This window comes from Streptomyces sp. NBC_00162 (genome assembly GCF_024611995.1).
Taxonomy (GTDB): domain Bacteria; phylum Actinomycetota; class Actinomycetes; order Streptomycetales; family Streptomycetaceae; genus Streptomyces.
This window is the reverse complement of the sequence record NZ_CP102509.1, coordinates 255,718-276,420: the sequence shown is the minus strand read 5'-3', so window position 1 is coordinate 276,420 and position 20,703 is coordinate 255,718. Positions and strand designations below refer to the sequence as shown.

26 protein-coding genes and 3 pseudogenes are annotated in these 20,703 nt (G+C 68.7%); 17 read left to right on the top strand and 12 right to left on the bottom strand.

The genetic code is table 11. The features are described from left to right. Nucleotides 1–6: 6 nt before the first annotated feature. The 5 genes and pseudogenes from JIW86_RS41965 to tpg all read left to right on the top strand — a co-directional run. Nucleotides 7–189, top strand: a pseudogene (locus JIW86_RS41965) (AraC family transcriptional regulator); the annotation flags it as partial. 356 nt (nt 190–545) lie between these two features. Continuing rightward, complete coding sequence (locus JIW86_RS01620; RefSeq protein ID WP_257552164.1) at nt 546–989, top strand: hypothetical protein; 444 nt, start codon at nt 546–548, stop codon at nt 987–989. 113 nt (nt 990–1,102) lie between these two features. Then, nucleotides 1,103–1,255, top strand: a pseudogene (locus JIW86_RS01615) (transposase); the annotation flags it as partial. Between the two features lie 20 nt (nt 1,256–1,275). Continuing rightward, nucleotides 1,276–1,458: a hypothetical protein gene (locus tag JIW86_RS01610; protein WP_257552163.1), complete on the top strand. Its 183-nt coding sequence runs from the start codon at nt 1,276–1,278 to the stop codon at nt 1,456–1,458. 229 nt (nt 1,459–1,687) lie between these two features. After that, on the top strand, nt 1,688–2,239 hold the full coding sequence (gene tpg / locus JIW86_RS01605) for a telomere-protecting terminal protein Tpg (RefSeq protein ID WP_257552162.1): 552 nt from the start codon (nt 1,688–1,690) through the stop codon (nt 2,237–2,239). 478 nt (nt 2,240–2,717) lie between these two features. On the opposite strand, the gene JIW86_RS01600 is transcribed toward tpg, so the two are convergent. Further along, entirely contained in the window at nt 2,718–2,993 is a 276-nt protein-coding gene (locus tag JIW86_RS01600; protein WP_257552161.1) for an isoamylase early set domain-containing protein, read from the bottom strand. Between the two features lie 200 nt (nt 2,994–3,193). Between JIW86_RS01600 and JIW86_RS01595 the strand changes: the two genes are divergently transcribed. Next, nucleotides 3,194–3,373 carry a hypothetical protein gene (locus tag JIW86_RS01595; RefSeq protein ID WP_257552160.1) on the top strand — a complete coding sequence of 60 codons (180 nt, stop codon included), beginning with the start codon at nt 3,194–3,196 and terminating at the stop codon, nt 3,371–3,373. Nucleotides 3,374–4,074: 701 nt separating this feature from the next. On the opposite strand, the gene amaP is transcribed toward JIW86_RS01595, so the two are convergent. The 4 genes from amaP to JIW86_RS01575 form a co-directional block, all read right to left on the bottom strand. Continuing rightward, nucleotides 4,075–4,677 carry an alkaline shock response membrane anchor protein AmaP gene (gene amaP / locus JIW86_RS01590; protein ID WP_257552159.1) on the bottom strand — a complete coding sequence of 201 codons (603 nt, stop codon included), beginning with the start codon at nt 4,675–4,677 and terminating at the stop codon, nt 4,075–4,077. Between the two features lie 49 nt (nt 4,678–4,726). Continuing rightward, nucleotides 4,727–5,209 carry a DUF6286 domain-containing protein gene (locus JIW86_RS01585; RefSeq protein WP_257552158.1) on the bottom strand — a complete coding sequence of 161 codons (483 nt, stop codon included), beginning with the start codon at nt 5,207–5,209 and terminating at the stop codon, nt 4,727–4,729. A gap of 660 nt (nt 5,210–5,869) precedes the next feature. Beyond that, the gene (locus tag JIW86_RS01580) at nt 5,870–6,049 is read right to left on the bottom strand and encodes a hypothetical protein (protein WP_257552157.1); all 180 of its coding nucleotides are present in this window, start codon (nt 6,047–6,049) and stop codon (nt 5,870–5,872) included. A 76-nt stretch (nt 6,050–6,125) separates the two neighbouring features. Beyond that, nucleotides 6,126–6,611, bottom strand: a complete 486-nt coding sequence (locus JIW86_RS01575) for an Asp23/Gls24 family envelope stress response protein (RefSeq protein ID WP_257552156.1) — start codon at nt 6,609–6,611, stop codon at nt 6,126–6,128. A 230-nt stretch (nt 6,612–6,841) separates the two neighbouring features. Here JIW86_RS01575 and JIW86_RS01570 point away from each other — a divergent pair, with 230 nt between their 5' ends. From JIW86_RS01570 to JIW86_RS01545, 6 genes are all read left to right on the top strand, one after another. Continuing rightward, nucleotides 6,842–7,420 (top strand): RNA polymerase sigma factor, encoded by a 579-nt coding sequence (locus JIW86_RS01570; protein ID WP_416237653.1) that lies wholly within the window; start codon nt 6,842–6,844, stop codon nt 7,418–7,420. Beyond that, nucleotides 7,411–8,097 carry a hypothetical protein gene (locus JIW86_RS01565; RefSeq protein ID WP_257552155.1) on the top strand — a complete coding sequence of 229 codons (687 nt, stop codon included), beginning with the start codon at nt 7,411–7,413 and terminating at the stop codon, nt 8,095–8,097. The genes JIW86_RS01570 and JIW86_RS01565 overlap by 10 nt, the downstream gene beginning before the upstream one ends. Further along, nucleotides 8,094–8,450 (top strand): hypothetical protein, encoded by a 357-nt coding sequence (locus JIW86_RS01560; RefSeq protein WP_257552154.1) that lies wholly within the window; start codon nt 8,094–8,096, stop codon nt 8,448–8,450. Before JIW86_RS01565 ends, JIW86_RS01560 begins: the two co-directional genes overlap by 4 nt. Nucleotides 8,451–8,629: 179 nt before the next feature. Then, nucleotides 8,630–8,842 carry a hypothetical protein gene (locus JIW86_RS01555; protein ID WP_257552153.1) on the top strand — a complete coding sequence of 71 codons (213 nt, stop codon included), beginning with the start codon at nt 8,630–8,632 and terminating at the stop codon, nt 8,840–8,842. Between the two features lie 286 nt (nt 8,843–9,128). Next, on the top strand, nt 9,129–9,413 hold the full coding sequence (locus tag JIW86_RS01550; protein ID WP_257552152.1) for a chaplin: 285 nt from the start codon (nt 9,129–9,131) through the stop codon (nt 9,411–9,413). 568 nt (nt 9,414–9,981) lie between these two features. After that, nucleotides 9,982–10,230: a hypothetical protein gene (locus JIW86_RS01545; RefSeq protein ID WP_257552151.1), complete on the top strand. Its 249-nt coding sequence runs from the start codon at nt 9,982–9,984 to the stop codon at nt 10,228–10,230. A gap of 22 nt (nt 10,231–10,252) precedes the next feature. On the opposite strand, the gene JIW86_RS01540 is transcribed toward JIW86_RS01545, so the two are convergent. Together JIW86_RS01540 and JIW86_RS01535 are read right to left on the bottom strand one after the other, a co-directional pair. Beyond that, on the bottom strand, nt 10,253–11,134 hold the full coding sequence (locus tag JIW86_RS01540) for a helix-turn-helix domain-containing protein (RefSeq protein ID WP_257552150.1): 882 nt from the start codon (nt 11,132–11,134) through the stop codon (nt 10,253–10,255). A 464-nt stretch (nt 11,135–11,598) separates the two neighbouring features. After that, nucleotides 11,599–11,988, bottom strand: a complete 390-nt coding sequence (locus tag JIW86_RS01535; RefSeq protein WP_257552149.1) for an ATP-binding protein — start codon at nt 11,986–11,988, stop codon at nt 11,599–11,601. 581 nt (nt 11,989–12,569) lie between these two features. Here JIW86_RS01535 and JIW86_RS01530 point away from each other — a divergent pair. After that, a protein-coding gene (locus JIW86_RS01530) for an IS5 family transposase (RefSeq protein ID WP_416237511.1) occupies nt 12,570–13,390 on the top strand; the annotation gives its coding sequence in 2 pieces (ribosomal slippage) (nt 12,570–12,906 and nt 12,906–13,390; 822 coding nt in all). Here JIW86_RS01530 and JIW86_RS01525 read toward each other — a convergent pair. Together JIW86_RS01525 and JIW86_RS01520 are read right to left on the bottom strand one after the other, a co-directional pair. Next, nucleotides 13,387–13,722, bottom strand: coding sequence for a hypothetical protein (locus JIW86_RS01525; protein ID WP_257552073.1), 336 nt, complete (start codon nt 13,720–13,722; stop codon nt 13,387–13,389). The two genes, JIW86_RS01530 and JIW86_RS01525, sit on opposite strands and share 4 nt — an antisense overlap. Before the next feature lie 88 nt (nt 13,723–13,810). After that, nucleotides 13,811–14,628 (bottom strand): IS5 family transposase gene (locus tag JIW86_RS01520; RefSeq protein ID WP_416237505.1). Its coding sequence is split into 2 segments (ribosomal slippage): nt 13,811–14,296 and nt 14,299–14,628, totalling 816 coding nucleotides; the frame shifts between segments, so codons are not numbered across the junction. A 453-nt stretch (nt 14,629–15,081) separates the two neighbouring features. Here JIW86_RS01520 and JIW86_RS01515 point away from each other — a divergent pair. The 4 genes and pseudogenes from JIW86_RS01515 to JIW86_RS01500 all read left to right on the top strand — a co-directional run bounded on the left by JIW86_RS01515 (nt 15,082) and on the right by JIW86_RS01500 (nt 17,365). Next, a complete protein-coding gene (locus JIW86_RS01515) occupies nt 15,082–15,420 on the top strand; it encodes a helix-turn-helix domain-containing protein (RefSeq protein WP_257552147.1) in 339 nt (112 codons plus the stop codon). A 248-nt stretch (nt 15,421–15,668) separates the two neighbouring features. Beyond that, complete coding sequence (locus tag JIW86_RS01510) at nt 15,669–15,872, top strand: cold-shock protein (RefSeq protein WP_257552146.1); 204 nt, start codon at nt 15,669–15,671, stop codon at nt 15,870–15,872. A gap of 220 nt (nt 15,873–16,092) precedes the next feature. Next, a pseudogene (locus JIW86_RS01505) lies at nt 16,093–16,962 on the top strand (IS5 family transposase). A gap of 73 nt (nt 16,963–17,035) precedes the next feature. Beyond that, nucleotides 17,036–17,365, top strand: coding sequence for a hypothetical protein (locus JIW86_RS01500; protein WP_257552145.1), 330 nt, complete (start codon nt 17,036–17,038; stop codon nt 17,363–17,365). Between the two features lie 20 nt (nt 17,366–17,385). Here JIW86_RS01500 and JIW86_RS01495 read toward each other — a convergent pair whose 3' ends face one another. The 3 genes from JIW86_RS01495 to JIW86_RS01485 form a co-directional block, all read right to left on the bottom strand. Then, nucleotides 17,386–18,069 carry a response regulator gene (locus tag JIW86_RS01495; RefSeq protein ID WP_257552144.1) on the bottom strand — a complete coding sequence of 228 codons (684 nt, stop codon included), beginning with the start codon at nt 18,067–18,069 and terminating at the stop codon, nt 17,386–17,388. 82 nt (nt 18,070–18,151) lie between these two features. Next, nucleotides 18,152–18,319 (bottom strand): hypothetical protein, encoded by a 168-nt coding sequence (locus JIW86_RS01490; protein WP_257552143.1) that lies wholly within the window; start codon nt 18,317–18,319, stop codon nt 18,152–18,154. 66 nt (nt 18,320–18,385) lie between these two features. After that, nucleotides 18,386–20,368 carry an amino acid transporter gene (locus tag JIW86_RS01485; protein WP_416237652.1) on the bottom strand — a complete coding sequence of 661 codons (1,983 nt, stop codon included), beginning with the start codon at nt 20,366–20,368 and terminating at the stop codon, nt 18,386–18,388. Between the last annotated feature and the right edge of the window lie 335 nt (nt 20,369–20,703).

Sequence of the window (20,703 nt, the reverse complement as noted above, 5' to 3'; positions counted from 1 at the left end):
CGCGCAGCCCGCCGAGACCTCGCAGACCCTGCCCTGCGCACCACGCCCATCCAGGCCATCGCCGCACGATGGGGGTTTCCCCGCGCCGCCGACTTCAGCCGTGCCCATCGCAACGCCTACGGCACCACACCCAAGGACCACCGCCACCAGGCCCTTCAAGCCCACGCATCCAAGTGGGCTCAGCGCTAAGGAAGTTGTGGACCCAGTGCTCACGACCTTTTCGCCGCACCAGGGCAGACTACTGAGGTCTTCTCCTTCCGGCCGAAGAACCAGGCCGAGGGAAACGGGGATTCCGCATTCGAACACATAAGTTTCCATGACAGGTGGGGCGCACCTCACCTCAACGAAGGGGCTCAGCACGACGTGGGGGCTTTACCCACCCAGTTCGGGTCCCGCGTCGAGCAAGACCAGGGGGCCACTCGTTCAAATTCCGGGCAGGACGCCGGCCAAACCCGCACAGCCGACCTCGCTGAGGGCCCACCCACCGCCCCCGGCAACAGGGCGCGCATGTAAACAAGTTGGCATGAAACGATCAAACTTCCAGTATGATCACGAGCAGCCGAAAGGGGTATTTGATCATGAGGAAAGCAGCACTTGCAGCGAGCGTAGGCTTCGCGATTCTTGCCACCGCAGCCACGGCTGGCACCGCCCAGGCGGAGAGCAGGGGCACCATTTCGTGTAGTACCACCGGTGCCGAGGGCGAGGTGAATTGGAGCCATTGGGCCTCCGATTACTCTTCCATCGACCTCGGCCTCCACGTCATAGACACCGCCGCTGACGGACACCACGTGAAGGTCCGGTTCGTGTCGGAGAATCTCGGCGGCGTCCGCACTAACTGGCCGTGGCGTTCGTTCTACGACGGAAGCGGTGCGGGTCAAGCCTGGTACACGAGTGCACGGAACGGCAGGAATGGCATTTACATCCTGGGCATGCAGGTCGCCAGGTATGAAGGCAACACGATGCTGAACTCGCGTACCTGCTGGCGGTGATGATGGGCCGTCGTCTGCGGATTGCAGCCCGTCGGCTGCGCGCTAGGGCCTGTGTGGTGTCGTGATCAGTTCCTGGGCTCTGTCCTCTTCATGGGGTGGAACCCGGTAGGACTGTGGTCGTAACACGCAGGCAACTCACCAATGCCCAGTGGAAGTTCATCGAGCCGTATCTGCCGATCGGTAGGTACGGCCCGTACCCGGAGCGGTTGCGGGAGCAGTTCGAGGGTGTGATCTGGCGGTTCCGGTCCAGTGCCCAGTGGCGGGAGACAACCTGACTGTCGCCGCAGTGAACAATCCGCTGGTGGCGCTGAAGGCGCTGGCCGACCTACGGCACCTGATCGCTGAAGTTGGGGAGGATGCGGCTCTGGCGGTGCGGGTCGGACAGATCCCGTGGGAGGCGGTGGCGACCGCGCTCGGCACCAGCGAGCAGGCAGCCCGCCGATACGTGACGAACTACATCCGCCCCTGACCCGAGCCCCTACCGTGGGGCCGCGGCGCCCGGCCATGGCTACACGAGCTGCTGCTGGTGATGCCCCTTCAGCGGTCCGCCCGGTCGACGTGCGAAGGGCTCCCGGGCGGACTCCACAGCTCACGATGCCCTCTCACCGGCCGGGAGACCGTGAACCCGGCCGCAGGTAGGTGCTGCGGACCTCAATGGCATGATCGCCTCCGGACGAACACAACCGGGGGTGGAACACGTGGGCATCGTCGGAGACAGCCTGGAACGGGCCACCGCGGCCAAGGGCACCCGCCCCATCCCGAAGTCAGCAGGCGCGCAGATGCGCTACCTGGTCAAGCAGCACAAGGGCTCCACCAAGGCCGTCGCCTCACTCCTGGGCATCTCCCAGCGCACCGTCGAGCGCTACGTGAAAGACCAGATCAAGACCCCGCGCCCCGAACTCGCCGAGCACATGGCGGCCGAGGCCACCCGCCGCTGGCAGCCCCTGGTGAAGAAACGCGCCCGCGAGCAGGCGGCGAAGCGGACAGGGCTGGTGATCGAGACCCGCGCCCGGTCCGGTTTCACGGCCGCGCCGGGCACGACGGATGACGGCCGGATGCGCCGGATCACCCAGCACGTCCCGCCCCTCTACGCCGGCCGTCTCTTCGCCGCCCAGGAAGCCGGTGCGACTGAGGCCGAACTCCGGCGGATAGCCGCCGAAGCCCTTCAGGAGAGCTACTTCAAGGACAGCGGCCGCCGCGCGAGCGACCTCCTCGTCGAACTCACCGACATCGACTACCTCGACTACTGAATCGCGCCGCACCTGACTGCCCCCGGTAGTGGAGATGAGCCGAAGCACGGTAGTTGACACAGAATCGGGCTTGTTGTCACCAGGCAAGCGGCCGTGGTGGGCAGGGCTGCGTTTTCGGGCGGTGCCCGGGTCGGCTGCCGACCCGGGCACGAACACGAAGCCGGGCAAGACTGAGCCGGGCAAGACTGAGCCGGGTACGGACACCGAGCCGGGTACGGACACCGAGCCGGCGGCTCCGAGGGCGGCGTCGGCGGTGCTGCGGCGGAGGTGGAGTAGATGCCTGACAGGGGAAGCGCCCCCTGAATGAGCGGCGGGGTGAAGGTCTTCTCGGCCTTCACTCCGCCGCACTCTCGGCCCCACCTCCGGGCGCGGTAGCGGGGCTGTCACACGGATTCCGGCCCGTGGGGTGGTGGGCCGGCGGGCACGTGTCGCCGCTCTCAACGCCCGCGGCCGCCCCACGTCACGCCGGTTGGGCCGATCAGGTGTGCAGGCGACTGTTGGGGCCTTCCCGGTCACCGGCGCTCTCGTCGTTGAACCAGTAGTCACCGGCGGCCAGATACCGGAAGGAGTGCGTGCTCTCGGATGGCAGCTCGACCGTCACCGCCCGCTTCCCGTCCTTGCGCGGCCGCAGGGTGTGCACGCCTGGCTGCCATTCGTTGAAATCGCCAACCACGCTGACCGGCCCGGGCGGGGTGTCCGCGGGAAGGACGAAGGTGACCTCGGTGCGGTCCTTGCGCAGCGTGCGCTCCAGCATGGAATCGACTCCTGACGGCGCGGGGGTGTGGGGCTGAGCCCATCCTCGGCACCACGCCCCAAGCCCGCATTCCGACGGATCTGTCTCGGCCGCGGAATCACCCTCCCGCCACGATCCGTGTCCGAAATGGTGCGAACTGTGACGCTAGGTGTCAGCGTGACGGGAGGAATCGTCACCCCACGCATCAAGGAGTCGCCGTCATGGGCGGTACGCAGGACAAGCGCCAGGAGCCGGGCAAGGGCCGCGAGGAACAGCAGCGCCCGCAGCGCACCGGCCAGGACCCGGTCCACCCCCAGCCCGCTCAGCCGTCCCGCGGCAAGAGCCCCGACGAGAACAAGCGGCGCCGCGAGGAAGACCTGCTTCGCGACGAGGACTTCTGAGCAGAGCGGCACCCCACGCACGCAGAGCCCGGCCAGGCGCCCCGCAGTCACCCCGGCCGGGCTCTGTCACGTACCGCCCAACCGCCTGCGCGGCCACCCGTCGTCGTCGGCGGTGAGCGTTCCGGAAGCGCAGAAGCACACCCGTTCAGCCGCGCTTTCTCTGCCGACGAAATCCATGCGGACGGCCCGGACAGCGGCGGACATGGCGTGGGGCCCCGGAAGACGACAGCCCCGGGGCCCCACACTCAGCTGACCCGCGCCTCGGGGATGCTGCACAGCCGCCAGGATGCCCGCAACTCCGCCTGCGGCCCGGGCGGCTCGCCGTGGTCACGTTCCCTGTCGTGGTGTAGCCGGTCATGACCCGTCGCCTCCGGTCTGGACTCCTCGGACAGGTCCCGCCCCAGAGCGCCCGGCCGTCATAGCCGGTCCCAGCTCCGTGATCCCCAACAGGGCCGCCGGTAAAGCCGATCAGGGCCGCGGCCTGGGCATTCCACTTGCTTGATCGGCTACACCACGTGGCGGGACACCATCCTCGCCGTAGTTCGGCCAGGCCACTGCACCCCGTCCTGCCGCCCAGCGCATCCCCACCTGTCCGGCATCGCTGCCATCTCGAAGTGACACAGCGCGGTGTCCAGTGTCGGACCGGGTGGCCAGCGAGCAAGCTTTCTTGACGTTGGTGTGGAGGAGTTGAGAGCGGTCTGCTATTCGGCGCGGTGGGGTTTGTGGGTGGTGACCTGCAGTCGTGCCTGGGTGGGGAGTTGGGTCCAGCCGGTGGATTGGTGGGCGCGTTCCAGTGGGCCGTGGCACAGGGCCTGCAGGACGGAGCCGGGCTCGCTGCCCGGGGTGAGCGTCACAGTAATGCGGACCTCGGGATGGTTGGCCCGGCCGGTCATCTGCACCCGCGCTTGCTGGACGCCGGGCAGTTGGCGCGCGTCGGCGGCGATCGCGTCGCTGAGGGCGTGGTCGTGGAGTTCCACGCCCTCTGTCGGGGGTGTTCCGATGGGCATGTGTCCTGGGCGGGTTCGGCGCAGTTGCTCCAGCAGCCACCACAGGGCGAGCAGCACGATGACGGCCAGGGCAGCGATCACCACGGGCCACCACCAGCCCTGACCGGTCCAGCGGGTGCGGTCGGCGGCGCTGAGCAGGACGTTGTGCGGGTTGGTCAGGGGCCATCCGTCGGGTGGCGTCAGGTGCCGGCGCCGGTAGAGATCGAGGCCACCCGCGAGGACGAGGAGGCCGCCTGTGAGCAGGACGATGCCCGCCAGAGCCAGCAGGATCCGGTTGATCACCGATTGCCTCTTCATGGCTTCGTCTCCCGCCTTCTTCTTGCCGGTTCGAGTGTCCACAGAACGGTCAGTTGCGGCGCTGGCGTACGCGGACGGTGAGCCTGGGCGGATGGACCAGGGCGAGCCGGTCGCGTTGCTCGTACAGAACGGCGGTGAGGTCGGTCTTGACCTCGCCGGGGTCGCGGAAGCGTATGTCTGCGCGGGCCTTGATGCGGTGTCGCCGAACCCGGATCCTGGCCCGGCTGACGCCGGGGACGCGCATGGCGGCATCCCGCAGCATCAGGGCGGCGGCGTCGCGTTCCAGCACGGCCTGCACCCTGCACTGGCCGGCGGGGGCGTTGAGTGGCAGTTGGTGGCGCAGGCCGGGGGTGAGCGCCAGGATGATCAGCCAGAGGCCGAGGGCTGCGGTGAGGGCGGCGCCGGTGAGCATCCAGATGTCGTCCAGGGGGCGGGTGGCCAGTTCGTGGGCGAGGCGGGTGCGCCAGGCGGCGCCATGGTGGCCGGCCCGCACCATGGAGACGTCGAACAGCAGGATCCCGGTGCCGGCCACGATGACGAGGGCAGCCAGCGCGGCGGGTATCCGGCGTTCGGACCACAGTCGGCGCGAGGGGCGCCTGCCGTCGTCCGCTGTGCTGCTGCCCTGGGGTTGTGCGGCGTTTGGCGGTTGTATGGCCAGCGTCGACACTGTCAGGGGGTGGCCGCTCGGATGGTGGCGGGTTGCTCCGTCTCAGCGGGGGGTTCTTGGTCCCGTGTCATGCCCGCTCTCCTTCCCCGTGGGGGTGCCGGCCTGGTTCATTGGACTCGTCTGTGCTCCAGGCCGCCGGAGGGAACCAGGTGCTGGACGGTCAAGGTGACCTCGGTGACGCGCATTCCCGTCAGCCGGGCCACTCGCTCGCCGACAAAGTGCTGTATCTCGCGGGATGCGCCGGCGATGTCGATCGGGTAAGGCAGGTCCAGCGACAGGCCCAGGCGGGCCGATCCGCTGCTGACCGCGACCGTCGAGCGGGGGCGGCGAGCCCCAGACGTGCGGGGGTTGCACCCGTCTGGCTGGTCAGTGCCTCCCGCGCGGCGCGAGCCGCGATGCGGGCCACCACCTTGTCGGGGATCACGGTCGCGCCGCGCTCGGCCACCGGCACACGGGCCAGTGCGGTGTCCCCGGCTTCGCCGGGCGCAGAGCCCGGTGGGCGGGCGGAAGCAGCGGGCTGCGTGGTCACCGCCGGTCCCGGGGCCGGACAAAGTCGGACACCTCGACGTCACCCTGCAGGATGCGGCCGACGACCAGGCCCACCGCGCCCAGGGCTGCCACGAGCAGGAAGGCCCAGAAACCGCCGAAGTAGCCGGCGAAGCCCAGGGCCATACCTGCCAGCAGGCCCACCGTGGCTGTGCTCATCTCACTCACCCGTGTTTCACGTCGATCGGCTTTCCCTGCCCCTTGCGGTGCCCGCACCGGGGCAGGAGCGAGGGGGTCACTGCACGCGGCCCTCGGTCTCCTCCCGCTCGTCCTCCTCAATGGGCAGGTGGACATCGTCGACGGTGATGTTCACCTCGACGACTTCCAGGCCCGTCATGCGTTCCACGGCCGTGATGACGTTGGTGCGGACGTCGCCCGCGACGTCCACGATGGACACGCCGTACTCGACGACCACGTCGAGGTCGACGGCTGTCTGGCGCTCGCCCACTTCGACCTTCACTCCGCGGGTCACGCTGGGGTGTCCGCCGGGTACCCGGTCGCGGACGGCGCCAAAAGTGCGGGCCATCCCGGCGCCGAGGCTGTGGATGCCCGGCACCTCGCGGGTAGCCATTCCTGCGATCTTCTCCACCACGCTGTCGGCGATGGTGGTCCGCCCGCGCGTCTCGGGCGGGGCCCCGGCGCCGGTGCGGCCCTGCAGCGTCTTGCCCGCGGTGCTGGGCTGGTTCTCACCTGGTGTGGGGCGGCTGGTGGTTTCCGACATGAGGACCTCCCGAGGGTGTCCGAGCGGGTACCGGTGCGGTGCTCGTCGAAGGATTAGACGCACCACAGCCGCAACCCTCACACCGTTCGCGTGATGGGCATCACATAGAATCGAAGGGTGCGTGCGGACGCCAGGACGACGGTCCCGGAAGGAAGCGAGCGGTGGATGCACGACCGGACCGGGCCCCTGCCCCCACCGGGCGCAGACCACCGGCAGCATCCTGCGCCGCCATCCAGTGCCGACGCTTCAGGCGGCCGAGGCACTTTTACGATCTGTCGGACAGGCTGCTGGCCGTACGGGCTTCCGAGGGAGATGACGACGCGTTCGCCGTCCTGGTCCGCCGTCACAGCAGCCCGCTGCTCGCACTCGCCCACCACCTCCTCGGCAACCGGGCGGATGCCGAGGACGCCGTCCAGGACGCATTTCTCGCCGCCTGGCGACAGCTGCCGGAGTTCCGCCACGGCGCCTCTTTCGGCACCTGGATGTACCGCATCGTCACCAACTCCTGCCTCAGTACCCTGCGGCGCCGCCCCCGTGCTCTCCCCCTGGACACCGTTCCCGAGCCCGCATCCCACGATCCGGGAAGCTCACCACCGCGCGTCGCCGAGACGGACGCGGCCACGGCCGCCCTGGCGGCGGCACTAGGCGAACTCAACCCCGAGCAGCGGGCCTGCTGGGTCCTGCGGGAACTGCACGGCCTGCACTACGAGGAGATCGCACACGTGACCGGTACCAGCGAACAAACGGTGCGGGGCAGACTCTTTCGCGCACGACACGCTCTGCAGGAGGCGATGCGCCCATGGCGCTAGACGAGCCGCACCCCACCTCCGGCGGCGAGCCGCCAGCCGAAGACATCGATGCAGCAGGCGCTCCTCTGTTTCCTGAAGCGGAGCTACTCGCCGGCGATGAGCTGCTGCCCTGCGGACGCCCGCTCAGCCGCGCCTGGGAGCAGGCACGCGACACGGCCGCCACGCCAGACCCGCACACCGCCTCCTGCCCCTCCTGCCGACAGGCCGTCGAAGGGCTGACGGCACTAGATGAGGCCACCCGCGCCCTGCGTGCCCAGGCACGGCCCAGTGGACACGGCCTCGCCGACCGAGTGATCAGCGCGGTCCGGGCCGAGGTGCGGCTCGGCGCGATGCTGCCGCTGGACGACCCCGCCCTGGACCTGCGGATCGCCGAGAGTGCCGCAGCGAAAGTCCTGCGCAAGGCCGCCGACACCGTGCCCGGCTCCCGCGCGGCCAGCTGCCGCCTGACCCCCACCGCAAACGGCAACGGCACTGCCGTGCACGTCGCCATGACCCTGGCCACCGCCCTCGATCAGCCGCTGCCCGAGCAGGCCGCCCAGGTACGTCGAGCAGTTCTCCATGCCGCGGACCACGTGCTGGGTCTGGCCGTCGCCGACGTGGACCTGGAGATCGACGCCGTGCTGGACCCCCTCGACGCGCCCGGTGCCAGGTCGACTGAACGGGGCGGACAGCGATGACCTCCAGGAGAAACCGAGACATCCACCAGACCGCTGCCCGGGCTGCCCTCGACGTTCCCGGTGTGTCCGCGCTCCAGCCGGGCCTTGCCGACCGGCTGGCCGCCGTGGCCTCCCGCGCACAGCAGGCCATGGGAGCCGCCTCCCTTCCCGGCGAGGCCGGCATCCGGGCCGAACACACACCCGAAGGAGGCTGGCACGTAGAAGTACGCTGCGCCATGCACGAGGACCACCGCGTCCTGGACGTCGCCCAGCAGGTCCGCGAACACGTCCGGACCGCCATCACCGCCCACCTGGCCCAGCACGGCACAACCGCACCGGTCACCGTCCTCGTCACGGTCACCCGCACTGTGTGAACGAGGGCCATCCAGCAGACCGGTCGCCACTGCCACGCGTTGTCAAGCCGCGTCACTAAATCCGAAGACGGCAGACAGCCGCCCAACCGCCGAGACCCGTGCCGCGCCCTCACCCAGCGTCCCTTGAGACTTCCCGGGAGGCTTCCGCTACCGGCCTGCCGGACAGCAACGCGGCGGCCGTGCCCCCCGAGAGGGGCAGCCGCCGTCCAGCCGTACGGGCCAGCGGCCCCGGCATCCACGGCAGCGGTCCGCCGCCTGCCAGCGACAACACCACGGACGAGGCCCGCCTGCGCGCCCTGCCCTCCCAGGCACTCCCGCCGCAGGTCGCGGAGAAGCTGTTCACCGCCCCGGAGAACGGCGTCAGCGAGCAGGATCTCACTCCTGGAGGCTGATGCAGTTGAGTGGAGAGTCCCATCAGGGCGGAGGTCCGGACTAGACGGGATAGATGCCCAGTCGTGGGTGCATCGCGCGAGTTCGACGCCCTGCCCGCGCAGCCAGGCCGGCAGGGCGATGGCGGCGCGGATGCCGGCTCGGGCGGTCGCGGCCTGGGTCAGGCTGAGCGGATGTTTCTCGAGCTCACCGGTTCGGCCCATTGTCCGTGACGGGCGGGCGGCTCGGCCGTTGTGGGGGACGTCGTCCGTGCCGTACCCGCGGCAGAGTGAGTTCAAGGAGATCTTGATGTTCCGTTTCGCCAAGGCCGTAGCCGTTACCGCCGCCACTGGTGCCGTCCTGGCAGGCGGGGCCGGCATGGCCGCCGCCGACGCCACGGCAGAGGGCGCTGCCATCGGCTCCCCGGGTGTCCTGTCCGGCAACGTCGTCCAGGTGCCCATCCACATCCCGGTCAACCTCTGCGGCAACACCGTCAACATCGTCGGCCTCCTCAACCCCGCCTTCGGCAACACCTGCATCAACAACGGCGGCTCGGACGGGCACCACAAGGCCGACCACCACGGCAAGTACTGACAGCACCAAGTCCTGGACCCGGCGCGCTCGTCGCGCCGGCACATCCAGCGCAGTCATCTGAACCAGCCGCAGCGCACAGCCCGGTGTAGAACGGCCTCCCCTCATCCTCCAAGGGGAGGCCGTTCTCATGACGGGGCCAGCTCGTGCAGCCAGCCGACCAGCCGAGCCAGGCCATGGGGAGCGGGTTCCGCTCCTCCCGGTCCGCCTGCCGGACCTCGGTCGCGTGGGGCGGCCCGGTGCTACTGCCGCCAGAGCGCTCTGGTCACCGGGCCTCGCCCGCGCACGCCTTATCGGCGCGGACTGCGCCCGACCATAGCCGTGGGCGGCCAGCACCCCGCAGCACAACCACAGAGTTCGGCATCCCGTGTGAACGCGAGGGTCGGCGTTGACGCCCGACGCTGACACCGCCCCTACCACGAGAACCCGCCCCGCGGATCCCTCTCCCGCGTCAGCATCGGGCACCGCGCTCTCCGGGCTGGCGGGGCTACCGGTGCACGCGAGCGTGCCGGTTCGCCGGCCTGTCGTGTGGGCAGTGACTCGCGGCGGGGGCGATCGGTTAGGGGATGACATGACGGCAGTGCCAAGCTCCCCGGTGGGCGCCGGGCCGGGCGAGGCTACCGCCCCGGCCGGCCTTGGCCCCGCCCCGGCCGGTCCGGCAGGCATAGATCCGTCCGCACGCGAGACGATCGAGGAGATCGTGCAGGCGGTCCGCGACGGCAACGACGCAGCCATCCGCACCCTGCTGACCGACCTGGCCGCCGTCGTCGACACCGCCGCGCTTCTGTACCTGCGCGAGCGGCTGTACGCCACCCAGTGACCTGCGGCCGGTACGGCAGCGGTCACGGCCAGCCGGGCGGGGATGCCGCGGCCGGCGGCTCCTCGGCGGCGCGGGTGATGAAGCAGCGGGTGCGCTCCGGGTTCAGGGCCTGGGCCTGGAGGTGGTCGAACATGGCGCTGTAGTGCTGCACGTCGGATCGTTTCTCCAGGTAGAGGTCGCTGGTGAACCGTTCCAGGTACACCGTCCCCGCCCCGGGGGCGTCGGGGAAGTCGAGGATGGAGAACTGTCCCGAGAGGCCGGGGTGGGCTCCCGTGCTGTGTGGGAGGACCTGCACGGTGATGTGCGGCTGCGCGCCGAGGCGGTTCAGGTACGCGAGCTGTTCGCGCATGATCTGCGGGCTGCCGACCACGCGGCGCAGTGCGGATTCATCCAGTACCACCCATAAGCGCAAGCGCCGGGCCGGGTGGTGGGCCCGGGACTGGCGGCGCAGCCGGACCTCACGGCGCACGGCGATCTGCTCGGGAGTGGCCAGAGGGATCGTTTCCTCGATGACGGCTCGGGCGTAGGCGGGTGTTTGCAGCAGGCCGGGGATCACCAGGGGCTCGTAGGAGCGGACAGATGCGGCTGCCGTCTCCAGGCCGATGTAGACGGCGTACGGAATCTCCCCGCAGGCGACCCACCAGCCCTGCCGCTCGGATTCCGTGGCCATCCGCATCAAGGCGTCGACGACCTGCGGGTCGGTGACTCCGTAGAGGGCGCACAGGTCCCGCACATCGCGGGGCTTGATGGCGCGGCGGCCGTTCTCCAAGTGGCTGATCTTGGGCTGGGAGATCAACAGGCGTTCAGCCACCTGTGTACTGGTCAGGCCACGGGCCAGGCGGAGCCGGCGCAGCTCCGCGCCCAGCCGGCGTCGTCTGACGGTCGGGTTTCCGTTCACCGCCACGGGCGGTCTACCTCCGGCTCGGGACTGACTGCCAGCCACGAAAATTGCCGCGGCCGGGCCCCGGGCGAACGCATTCGCCGCGCAGTGATGATCAACGGACCCTGGTGGCGAGTGTCAGGTCGCGCGAGTGCAGGCGCGTGCACAGCCTGAGCAGATTTCACCCAGATGCCATGACCTTCCGCCTATCTGCCGGAAAAGCCCGCTTACCTGCTTAAGTCCTGGTGTGGGACGGCGCCGGGACTCTGGCACGGCTGTGAGCTTTCGCAGCGCGGCATACGGCGTCTGCATCCGTCCGGTGCCAGCCGCCGAAACCCCGGATCATCGCGACCACCTGCGGCGGGAGCCGGTCCGGTGAGGCGAGGTGGTTGCCCGTGGTGCAAGGCCGGCCGACACGCGGTACAGCGGCCATCGGCGAGTTTGGCCTGGGGGAGAGCGGTCACCCGGGTGGCGGCGGCGCGTTGGCGCTACCGGGCGAGGAGGGCGCTTACGGTCTTGCCGCCGGTCGCCTGGCGGGTGACTGCGGTGGCGTGGGCGAGGCGGTTGACCATGGGCCAGCCGAATCCGCCGGTGCCGCCGTTCAGGTCGGGGGTGCGCATGCGCGGCACCTGGGGGCTGGGGTCGTGCACGGCCACCTCGATGCTGTCCGGGTGCGCGGTCAAGTCCAGGGCGCAGGTGCCGCCGCCGTGGCGCAGGGCGTTGGTGACGAGCTCTGAGACGACCAGAACCACCGTGTCGGCGGCCGCGGCCGCAATCGCCGGTACGAGATCTTCGAGGAAGTGCCGGGCGCTCTCGCGGGCGCCGGCGACGGATGTCGAGGAGCGGACGGTTGCGACGGTGACGCTCATCGTGTCCATCAGGTCACCCGGGTCTCGCTCGTCGATGCCCTGCCTTGTCTGCCTGGTGCTTGTGCCCCGGCCCGAGGCGGTTAACCCGGCGATGACCGCCTTGCGCCCTGCCCATGTCGCTGTTCGAGGTCGATTACCTCACTGTCGAACACGCGAAAATCTATGTCGGCCGGAGTAGACATTGGGTGGTGGTGTGGTTATGGTTTCTCTCGTAGCCCAGAAGGACCGCAGGGCCCGGCAGAGACGAACTGCCAGGCAGCAGTAACCCGTAGTTGCAGTGCGTAGGACGGTGCGGTGGTGGAGTTCCGAAGCCAGAGCAGGTGCAGGACGGCGACGGGGCTGACGACCGGACCGGGTGGCCCGCAGTGATCAGGGGTCGCCGTGAGCAGTACCGCAGTTAACGCAGTGGCAGTACCCGTAAGTGCAGTTCCGTAGTACCCGGCAGTGAAGTCAGTGAGCAGCACCTCGGTGAAGGCGTCGGCTGCGGGCGCGCGCACCGGGAGGTTCGGCAGTGGGGTTCTAAGAACTCCTAACGAAATGATCTTCGAGGTGGTTGGATCACTCCAGGAGCGCTGATCCGGGGGTGTGGGGTGGCTCGGCCGAAACCGTGGGAAGTCGATGACGAGTTCTGGGCGGTGATCGAGCCGCTGCTGCCCAAGGTGGAGCGTCGGCCTCGGCATCCGGGTCGCAAGCGGCATCCGGACCGGCTGGTGTTCCAAGGCATCCTGCTCGTGCTGCACACGGGGATCGCCTGGGAACACCTGCCGCAGGAACTCGGCTTCGGCTCGGGCATGACGTGCTGGCGCCGCCTGGCCGAGTGGACCGAGGCCGGCGTGTGGCCCCGGCTCCACGAGGAACTCTTGGCCAAGCTGCGCGGGGCGAACGCCCTGGACTTCTCCCTGGCTGCGGTCGACGGCTCCCACATCCGAGCGTTAAAGGGGGGTCCAAGACCGGACGAAGCCCAGTTGACCGGGGCAGAACGGGTAGCAAGCACCACCTGATCACCGATGCCACCGGCATCCCGCTTGCCGTCACCCTGACCGGCGGCAACCGCAACGACGTCACCCAGCTGATCCCACTCCTCCAGGCCGTGCCACCCGTGCGGGGCAAGCGCGGCAGGCCCCGGCGCCGCCCCGACGTCGTGCTCGGCGATCGTGGCTACGACCACGACAAGTACCGCCGCCTGGTCTGGGGCCTCGGAGTAAAACCACGGATCGCCCGCCGCGGCACCGAACACGGCTCCGGACTCGGCACCCAACGCTGGGTTGTTGAACGTGCCTTCGCCCACCTGCACTGGTTCCGCCGCCTGCGGATCCGCTGGGAGATCCGGGACGACATCCACGAAGCCTTCCTCAGCCTCGCCTGCAGTCTCATCTGCTGGCGCAGGTTGAAGGCACTGCTGCTGTCCTAGCTCTCGGTGTCCGGGGCACCCCGAAAACCACGGTCCTCGATGACTGCGAAGGCTTGCTCAGCGCTGGCAGTCCACACATCGATCCGAGCATGGGACGACCTGATGGCGTTGATCAGCTCCTCCACCACGTCAAACTTCCGCTGGTGGACGTTCAGCCTTAGATCCTGCATCGACACCTCGCTGTACGGCATGCTCAGTTGCCACCAGAACCGCATGAGGTAACGACACTCCTGTGGATCACGGTCATCTGCCAGGCGATCATGAATGACCGCCCGGACTCGCCGTCTCTGTTCGTCGTCACGAAAGCCGTTGCTGAGGTCAGTCAGGGTCACGCCCGGACACTAGCAACCACGTGCACCACCCATCACAGGGGCCGTGAAGACGCCGAGCGAGTCATTCTGTTAGGACCTCTAAGAGGTCCTAACAAAGGCGTTGGACGTGTCGGTGGGTGATGAGGCAGGTGGCGAGGCCGAGGAAGGCCTCGTGGATGTCGTCGCGTCGTTCCCACCGGATGCGTAGCCGGCGGAAGCCGTGGAGCCAAGCGATGGTCCGTTCCACGACCCACCGGTAGACGCCGAGGCCGGAGCCGTGCGGGACTCCGCGGCGGGCGATCACGGGTTTGACTCCGGTAGCCCAGACCAGGCGGCGGTACTTGTCGTGGTCGTAGCCGCGGTCGGCCAGGAGTGTGTCTGGGCGTCTGCGGGGCCGGCCGACGAGGCCGGCGACCGGTGGGATCTTGTTCAGCAGCGGCATCAGCTGGGTGACGTCGTTGCGGTTCCCACCGGTCAGCGAGACGGCGAGCGGGATGCCCTGGCCGTCGACGATGAGGTGGTGCTTGCTGCCCGGACGTGCGCGGTCGACCGGGCTGGGCCCGCTTTTGGGCCCCGTCGAGCGGCCCGGACATGGGAGGAGTCGATCACCGCCCGGGACCAGTCCAGCTTCTTCGCGACCCGCAGCTTCTTCAGCAGCACCAGGTGCAGCTGGTCCCACACTCCGGCCTCGTTCCACGCGGCCAGGCGCCGCCAGCAGGTCATCCCGGAACCGAAGCCCAGCTCCTGCGGCAGATACTCCCACTGAATCCCGGTATGCAGCACAAACAGGATCCCGCACAGGGCCTGCCGGTCCGGCACCCGAGGGCGTCCCTCCACCTGTTTCGGCGCCGGCTCAGGCAGCAACGGCTCGATGAGCGACCACAGTTCATCCGACACGATCCATGGCCGCGACTGACGTTTCCCCACGGCCAGACCAACGACCGCCCGAACCGAAAGTCACATGATCAACAGCTTCTGTTAGGACCACTAAGCCAGAGCAGATGCAGGATGGGCGACGGGGCTGGCTGCCGGAGCGTGGCGCTTGGGTGAGGTCACGAGCAGTACAAAGCAGTTCGCAGTACCAGCAGTACAAGCATCCCGTTTGGTAGGTAGTTGATCACCGAGGGAAGAACGGAGGAGTTGAGGCGCCATCAGGATCGCCCGGGCGGAAGTCTTGAGTCCGGGTACCGCAGGACATCGATAGTGAGGTGGTCTCCGGTCACGCATCCGCGATCCCCGCACCCCCGACGGCGTATCAGTCGGGTGGGCGGACACAGTAGGCCGGCGCAGTACCAGGGTCGGCAGATGGTGTAGCAGTTCCTTCGGGGCCCTGGTGCCATTGGCACCAGGGCCCCTCCACGCGTTCCACAGAGAGGTGCAATGACAGCAGACGATTCCTACGGCCGTCTCGACGACGACGACTACCCCGCCTACACGATGGGCCGGGCCGCCGAAATGCTCGGCACCACCCAGGGCTTCCTCCGCGCCATCGGCGAAGCACACCTGATCACCCCGCTCCGCTCAGCCGGTGGTCACCGCCGCTACTCCCGCTACCAGCTTCGGATCGCCGCCCGCGCCCGCGAACTCGTCGACCAGGGCACCCCTATTGAGGCCGCCTGCCGGATCGTCATCCTTGAGGACCAGCTCGGGGAAGCACAGCGTCTCAACGCCGAATACCGTCGCGCCGCCGAACCGGTGAACCCAACGGTCGCGGCTTGAGGTGGGGCGCGCCCGCCGGTCCTCGGCGGGCTTGCGCGCACTGGTCCAAGGCGTGACGCGTACTCGTTTCCTCTGGTGACAGCCCGTTGTGGGCGTGTAGCGTCTGGGTCAGCTGTCGTGGTTCGGAAGTTCTCCTTTGCCCACGCGTTCGGCGTGGGTGTTTTGCTGTGCTGTGCCGCAGGAACCAGGGCGATCACCTCGGCCTTCCGCAGGGTGTGGGAGGCGTTCATCGACTGGAAGGCATGGATATGGCTACGGGAACTGTGAAGTGGTTCAACGCTGAAAAGGGCTTCGGCTTCATCGCCCAGGAGGGTGGCGGCCCGGACGTCTTCGCCCACTACTCCGCGATCAACTCCTCGGGCTTCCGCGAGCTCCAGGAGGGCCAGGTCGTGACGTTCGACATCACCCAGGGCCAGAAGGGCCCGCAGGCCGAGAACATCACCCCGGCCTGACTTTCACCACCCTGCCCGCAGGGCCGAGGGGACCGCGATCGACGCGTGCGGGTGCCTGTACCGACCGGAACAGCGGAGCCGGACTTGTCCGGCGACGCCTCAACGGTGCAGGCATCCACCCCGTACGGCGCCCCCTGAATGGTGGTGTTGGGTGTACGGGGCCTTGGGCGTGTTTTAGAACTGGGGTCCGTGTCTCGCCTCGTGCCGTGATGATCTCGGTGTGGGGCGAGGGGATCTTTCAGATGACCAGTGGGCTTTGCTGGAGCCGTTGTTGCCGGTCACGGTGCTGGGCAGGCCGTCGGTCGGCCGGCGGCGGTTGATCGACGGGATCCGCTGGCGTGTGCGGACCGGGGCCCCGTGGCGGGATCTGCCACCCGAGTACGGTCCGTGGCAGACGGTCTACGGGCTCTTCCGTCGCTGGTAGCGTGCTGGTGTCTGGTCGGCGGTCCTGACCGGGCTGCAGGCCCGGGCGGACGCCGCCGGCTTGATCACCTGGGACGTGAACGTCGACTCCACGATCTGCCGGGTCCATCAGCACGCCGCCGGCGCCCGGCGGGACAGCCAAGCCCAGAAGGAACCGCCCGGCGGCAACCGGGCCGAACCGGACGATCACGGCCTGGGCCGGTCCCGCGGGGGCTGGACCACGAAGATTCACCTGGCCTGCGAACAGGGACAGAGGCCGTTATCGCTGCTGATCACAGCAGGTCAGCGGGGAGACAGCCCGCAGTTCACGGCCGTGCTGGAAGCCATCCGGGTTCCCCGCATCGGGCTGGGCCGACCCCGAGTTCGTCCGTTGCGGGTGCGAGGAGACAAGGCCTATTCATCACGCGCCAACCGTGCGTATCTGCGTCGACGCGGGATCCGCTGCACGATCCCGGAACCTGCCGATCAGGCGGGCCACCGCAAGCGCCGGGGGACGGTCGGCGGGCGGCCTCCGGCCTTCGACCGCGAGGACTACAAGGCCCGGCACGCGGTCGAGTGCGGCATCAACCGACTCAAGCGGAACCGGGCGGTGGCCACCCGGTTCGACAAGCTCGCGGTCCGTTTCGAAGCCACCGTCCTCATCGCCGCGATCAACGAATGGCTGTGACCTGCCGGGAGTGTCGGTCCCGCGTGTCATTCTGGCCGCGATCAGGTCAGCAGGTTGAGGGGAGACAGGGCCGATGGGGGCTGCGTACTACCGGGCCGAGAGTGAGAGCGGCGACCACATCGAGGACCCGTCCGAGGACGCGCTGTTCATGCTGATCGACGACCTCAACGACTCGGACAACACCTTCGTCGTCATCCAGCCCGACGAAGACGACCCTCTCTGGTTCACCTCGGTCACGGTCCTGGACGGAGGCGGCTACGAGGTCGTCCGACGCGACACCACCCGCCGCGAACACGACGTCGTCACCGAGACCAGCATCGACCGGATCGCCCGCGACCTCACCATCTGGATGGCTGCCCGCGACTTTCCCGGACGGCCCACCCAGGACTCCAGCAACTTCTAAAACACGGCCTAGGCGAACGGTCAGGGTTCGAAGCGGTATCCCATGCCCGGCTCGGTGATCAGATACCTGGGTTGGGAGGGGTTTGCCTCTAGTTTGCGCCGGAGCTTTGCCATATAGGCGCGCAGGTAGGTGGCGTTGTCGGCGTATGCAGGTCCCCAGACCTCCACAAGCAGCTTGCGCTGGCTGACCAGGTGGCCGGGGTGGCTGACGAGGATCTCCAGCAGGTGCCACTCGGTCGGGGTCAGCCGAACGCTGTGCTCCCCGCGGCGGACCTTCTTCGCAGCAAGGTCGATGATGAAGTCTTCGGTGATGACCACTGGGGACCGGTCCGCGGCGCCGGACATCGCCTCCCTGCGGGTGGCTGCGCGGAGCCGGGCGAGCAGCTCGTCCATGCTGAACGGTTTCGTCACGTAGTCGTCCGCGCCCGCGTCCAGGGCACGGACCTTCTCCTGCGAGGTGCGCCGGGCGGACAAGACCAGGATGGGGACTCTGCTCCAGCGTCGGATGCTCTTGATCACATCGATGCCGTCCATGTCCGGCAGACCAAGGTCCAGCAGGATGACGTCGGGTGTGCGTGCAGCTGCGAGCCGCAGCGCGTCGGCTCCGGTGGCGGCTTCCTGGGATTCGAACTTCCGCGCCTGGAGGTTGATTTTCAGCGCGCGGAGGAGTTGAGGGTCGCCCTCCACCACGAGCACCCGGGTCATGGGGTGTGAGCCTTTCCTTCAATGCGCGGCGCGGAATTGACACCGGGCTGATACGGGGCCGGAGCGCGCAGGCGTCACCGGCCTAAGGGCGGTAGATCACCTCTGTCAGGAACGCCACGATCACGGTCCACACGCCGATGCCGAGCAGCCACCACCATTCGGTGGCCAGTCCTGCTGTGATCATGGCGGTCGCGCCGAGTGTGAGGACGATGATCCTGAGCCGCATGCGGCGGTCCGGAGTGGAGATCATGGTCTGGCATGCCTTTCGGTCTCCGCGCCCCGGCAACCTTGGGGTGGCTGCGTGCGGCTGCGGTGGTCAGCCGCCGACGTGGATACCGGGGCGGCGGGCGGGGTCGGGTTCGTGGCTGCGGATGATCTCGCGGGTGACCGGGGCGGTGTCGCCTCGTCCCAGGAGGAAGTAGCGGACCATGTGCACCAGCGGGCTGCCCTCGGCCCAGGCGAAATGGCAGTGCGGCTGCACCCCGGTGGCGTCGCGCAGGGCCAGCAGGATGGCGGCGATGGCATTCGGCGCGGCCGGCGCGGCCGCGCGCAGGATCCGGTAGCCGTCCACGTCAACGCCGTGGACGGTGAGGGTGTCGCTGAAGTCCGAGGGGTCGACCACGTCGATCTCGAGGAAGATGACGTCGGCGCGGCCGGGCACCGGGTTGACGCCGCGCTGTTCGCTTTCCTTGTCGCTGTACTCGGCGACGTCGCCGGCCTGACGGCGGTTGGCGATGATGTTGATGGAGTTGTCGTGGGCGAGGGTCTCGTTGATGAACCGGCGGGCGTCGGCGTCGAAGACGATGCGGTCGGCGCGCAGTTCGGTGGTGCGGGAAACGCGCGAGATCAGCGACACGATGATGATGCCGGCGATGAAGAAGCCGGAGATGACGATGCCGTCGGGTTTGTCGATGATGTTGGCGACCAGGGCGTAGAGCAGGACCGCGGTGAGCAGGGCGAAGCCAATGGTGGGTGCGCGCCGGCGGTGGCGTGCGACGGAGATGGTGACGGCGAAGGCGCCGGAGACCATCATGGCCAGGATGCCGGTGGCGTAGGCGCCGGCCTGTTCGTCGACGTCGGCGTTAAAGGCGATCGTGATGAGGATGCACAGGGCGGTGTAGACGATCACGACGGGGCGGACGGCGCGTCCCCATTCTGGGGCCATGCCGTAGTCGGGCAGGTAGCGGGGGACGATGTTGACCAGCCCCGCCATGGCGGAGGCGCCGGCGAACCACAGGATCAGGATGGTGCTGATGTCGTAGACGGTCCCGAACGCCTCTCCGACATGCTCGTGGGCCAGCCACGCCAACGCACGGCCATTGGCGGCGCCGCCCGGCTCGAACAGCTCGTGCGGGATGAGGAGAGTGGTGACGAAACTCGCCGACAGCAGGTAGACGCTCATGATGAGAGCGGCGGTGGTCAGCAGCCTGCGGGTGTTGCGGATCCGCGAGCGCAGCCGCTGCTCCTCATCCGCCCCGTCGGCGGCGACGAGCGGCATCATGCTCACGCCGGTCTCGAAGCCCGACAGGCCCAGCACCAGCAGCGGGAAGGCCAGCAGAGCCGGACCCAGCAGGTCACCGAAGCCGCCTCCGCCCGCTGCGAGGGCGTCGGTCCACGCGGACCAGGCGCCCGGGCTGGTGAACACGTGGGCGAGGCCGATGCCGATGACGACCGCGTTCAGGGCGAGGAAGATGGCGACCAGGGGGATGGCCACGCTGACCGCTTCGCTGAACCCCAGCAGGAACACTCCCCCCAGCACCAGCAGCAGCGCGACGGTGAGGGCGACCTCGTGGCCGTGCAGGGCGGCGGGGAAGAAGGGGTTCTCCACCACGTGGACAGAGGCGTCCGCGGTGGAAAGGGTGATCGTGATGATCCAGGAGGTGGCCACGAAGCCGAGCAGGATCAGCACGAAGAGCTTGCCCCGCCAGAACGGCAACAGGTCCTCCAGCATCGCCACCGAACCGGCGCCGTGCGGGCTCTCCTTCGCCACCCGCCGGTACATCGGCAGCATCCCCAACAGGGTCAACGCCACGATCAGCAGCGTCGCCAGCGGCGAAACGGCCCCTGCGGCAAGGGCGGCGATCGCCGGGACGTAGGCGAGGCTGGAGAAGTAGTCGACGCCGGTCAGGCACATCACCTTCCACCACGCGTGCGGCTTGGCATGCCCTTCGCCCGCGGCCGGCCCCACTGGCTGCACCTGGTGCCGCAGCATCCACCGCGCCAGCCCACCGGACGGCTGAGCCCGCAAAGCAGGACTGTCCACCACCTCCGGCATACCCGCCTGGTCCGCGTCCCTCATATCCCCCATCAACCTTTCCCTGTCCAGCACACCCACACAACGGCCACCAGCTCAGGGCCACACGACGATCATCGAGTATGAGCCTCCCGCCGAGGCGGACCCGCACCGGACAGACAAGCCCCATGACCCGCCCTGCCCTTGTGCCCAGGGCACCACCCACCACCCCGGCCAGGATCCCCAACCTCAACAAGCCACGCAGGAACAGGCAAAGCACCGGCCAGCGAACCGTGCCACCGTCCCCGTGCACCTTGCCCGGAGGAGACCACAGCACTTCTGGCCGCCTCCCAACCCCCAAAAATCCTTACGCATCCCTAACGCCCAGCACGCACACCGCG